Annotated in this window: 5 protein-coding genes; 3 read left to right on the top strand and 2 right to left on the bottom strand. The window is 41.3% G+C overall.

Annotation, left to right across the window (positions count from 1 at the left end; all coding sequences use genetic code 11):
- The coding region (locus LUQ50_RS14855; protein WP_300041020.1) for a glycosyltransferase family 2 protein at positions 1-766 on the bottom strand (766 nt) is incomplete at its 3' end.
- Between the two features lie 5 nt (positions 767-771).
- Positions 772-1,713, bottom strand: coding sequence for a glycosyltransferase family 2 protein (locus tag LUQ50_RS14860; protein ID WP_300041022.1), 942 nt, complete (start codon positions 1,711-1,713; stop codon positions 772-774).
- 466 nt (positions 1,714-2,179) lie between these two features.
- On the opposite strand from LUQ50_RS14860, the gene LUQ50_RS14865 reads away from it, so the two are divergent.
- Genes LUQ50_RS14865 through LUQ50_RS14875 form a run of 3 tightly spaced genes read left to right on the top strand, consistent with a single transcriptional unit; the run spans position 2,180 to position 2,789 of the window.
- On the top strand, positions 2,180-2,425 hold the full coding sequence (locus LUQ50_RS14865; RefSeq protein ID WP_300041024.1) for a nucleotidyltransferase family protein: 246 nt from the start codon (positions 2,180-2,182) through the stop codon (positions 2,423-2,425).
- On the top strand, positions 2,418-2,609 hold the full coding sequence (locus LUQ50_RS14870) for a HEPN domain-containing protein (RefSeq protein WP_300041026.1): 192 nt from the start codon (positions 2,418-2,420) through the stop codon (positions 2,607-2,609). The genes LUQ50_RS14865 and LUQ50_RS14870 overlap by 8 nt, the downstream gene beginning before the upstream one ends.
- Before the next feature lie 3 nt (positions 2,610-2,612).
- Positions 2,613-2,789 carry a hypothetical protein gene (locus LUQ50_RS14875; protein ID WP_300041028.1) on the top strand — a complete coding sequence of 59 codons (177 nt, stop codon included), beginning with the start codon at positions 2,613-2,615 and terminating at the stop codon, positions 2,787-2,789.
- The last annotated feature ends 97 nt before the right edge of the window (positions 2,790-2,886 follow it).

The raw sequence follows: 2,886 nt of genomic DNA on the forward strand, positions 1-2,886 counted from the left end.
AGTAGTTCTTCATAGGAACCCATACTTTATTCCGCTCTCCATAATAAACCGCTAAATCAGAAACCAGATCCATACTAACCCCCCCTACATGCAAAACCCTGGCATCTGACACATATCTTGCTTTCCAACCGGTTAAGTATGCACGAAGCGAAAGATCATAGTCCTCAAAAATCAAAAAAAAATCTTCATCAAAAAGCCCGATTTCATCCAACATTGCCTTGCGGTACATTGCTGCCCCCGCACAAACACCCATTACCTCTTTACATTCAATAGTATCATATTGCCCTGTATCCTCTTCCCCCATACCTCTGTCCCATGCTGCTCCCCCTCTCGAAAAAAACATCCCCGTCGAATTAATTTTTCCATCAAAAAAAAGTAATTTTGGCCCACATAACCCAACATCAGGTGACTCTTCAAGTTCATTCACCAAAAATCTGATACAATCAGGCTCTAATTCTGTATCAGTATTAAGAGTGAAAATAGATTCACCCTTTGATGCACGGATACCACAGTTAACCCCACCTGAAAACCCTAAGTTTCTCGAGTTTTGAATAATTTGGACAGAAGGGAACATCTCCTTAACATAACTGACGCTTAAATCTACTGAAGCATTGTCAACAAAAACGACTTCGATATTCGAATATGATTGACTAAAAACAGAGTTAAGACACCGTTCCAGATATTGATATCCATTATAGTTGGGAATAACAACACTTACCAAGGGCATTATATCTCGCTGACTTTTAAGATCGAAGTTAATTGTCATATCCCTCAATTACTGAATGCAATAACATGCAGATGCCGCCAGATACCTGTCCCGGATGTTTTACTAATTTGGCCCTTTCGCTTCTTAATTATTTGCGGAATATAGCAAATACCATCCCATTTAGCTTTTATCGCAACTCTCCCCTTCCCTTTCAGCGCATAATACCCAACTACTCCGATCGTCCTTCCAACCGTCCAGGGTAAAACAAGGAGTAATAACCACCAGGGATAATTTTTTACCGGATACCAGAGGAGATTTCTGTTCCCATAATATACAGAAATATCAGATTCAATACCAGTGATACCACCATGGTGATGATATACGACCGCTTCCGGAATATACCGGCACTTCCACCCTGCCAGTTGTGCCCTGATTACGAGATCTAAATCTTCCATATACAAAAAAAAATCTTCGTCAAAACCTCCTGCTTCAAAAAAAGCTTCTCGTCTGAATAAAGCAGCACCCCCACTGGGACCTAAGATGTCTTCAGATTGATCATATCGTCCTGAATCTTCTGCTCCCAGGCCCCGATCCCATGCAGCCCCGGAAAGAGAAATACATATTCCGGTGGAATTAATCCTTCCATCCGGGTATTTCATTTTGGGAGCATACATTCCATACCCGCCATATTTTTGGATCGCGTTATGCATAGAAGCCAGGAACTCCGGACGTAATCTCGTATCTACATTAAGAAAAAATAAAAATTCACCTTTTGCTACATTCGCCCCATCATTGCACCCACCGGCAAATCCCCGATTGCAGGAGTTGACAATAAGATGAACATCAGGATAGAAATCTCGAATAAACTCAGTACTACTATCAGCAGATGCATTATCGACGATAATTATCTCATGGTTCTGATATTTCTGTGCCCGAATCGAGTCTATGCAGGGAAGTAAATAGGATATGCCATTATAATTCGGGATAATTATGCTGAATTTGACCATGTTTCAAATCGTAGTATCAAAGATCCTAGTTTCATTCAGGAAATCACGCATAATAAATAACTCTCGGAAGTCCTCATGTTGTTGCGAGATCGAATGAACCGATGAGACCTAAGTCTACACGCAGATACGTATAAAGGAGATGGCCCTCTCGAAAGATTCGAGAGAAAAATCTATGCTTATCCCGCGAAAACCACTCGAAAAAATGGACATCTCGGGTGATAAATCCTATCGGCGGTCCTTATTATCATATACGAGAACGGTGACGCCGTCTGTCCGGGCCACGAAGGTTACGAGGATTCGCATCATCCAGATATAGTATGAACTCTGCCTGATCACGGAGCGTATTGGCAAGTATTTATAAGGATTCATAAACGGATCATATATAAGAAAATGCCAAACCAGAGGAGTTCCCTGGCAGTTATCAATCAGTTTTCACAATTGGTCCACTCTAGGTATTCCCATCAGATTGAGAGGATTAATTCTTTATGGATCAGTAACACGGGGAGAAGAAGGTCCGGATTCAGATATCGATATACTCGTGCTCTGGAATGGCATTGAACAAGAGGGGTGGCGGGCAATGACCGGCATTGCCTTTGATCTTATGGTAACAACGGGAGAATATGTGTCAGTCAAAGTGATGAATACAGACACATTTTTGGGATCACCAGGATTCAAAGAAAACGTAATCCAAGAGGGTATCACCATTGCCTGATCGTGATCTCATACTAGCGCAAGAAACGCTTGACGCAGCTGAATATCTCTTGAAGGGAGGATATTACAATGATGCAGTGAGTCGTGCATATTATGGGATGTTTTATGCAGCACGGGCACTATTGGCTTACCGTGATATCCATCCTAAAGGTCACAAGGGACTGATTCTCCATTTTGGGCTTTAATTTGTGAAAACCAAATTCATTGAAGAGATGTATGGTCGGGCACTGTCACATGCAAAAGAACGTAGGGAAACTGCAGATTATTCCATTGAATCGAAGATTACCGGAGAAGATGCTACATTGATCGTAGATGATGCCCGGAATTTCATCGGCCGGATAGATACTGCTTTTTACGAGATGTGAGAGTAGTTCACCGAACTTGTCGTCTGATAGATTCATAATCCAAAAAACTATTCAAAAACCCTCGAAATGAATTTTATCAAAGAAAATAATAGTAATA

The sequence above is a fragment of the Methanospirillum sp. genome (assembly GCF_028679455.1).
Lineage (GTDB): Archaea > Halobacteriota > Methanomicrobia > Methanomicrobiales > Methanospirillaceae > Methanospirillum.

Coding starts and splice junctions, on each gene's coding strand:
- LUQ50_RS14860 (WP_300041022.1), bottom strand. CDS start 1,713: ATGGTCAAATTCAGCATAATTATCCCGAATTATAATGGCATATCCTAT.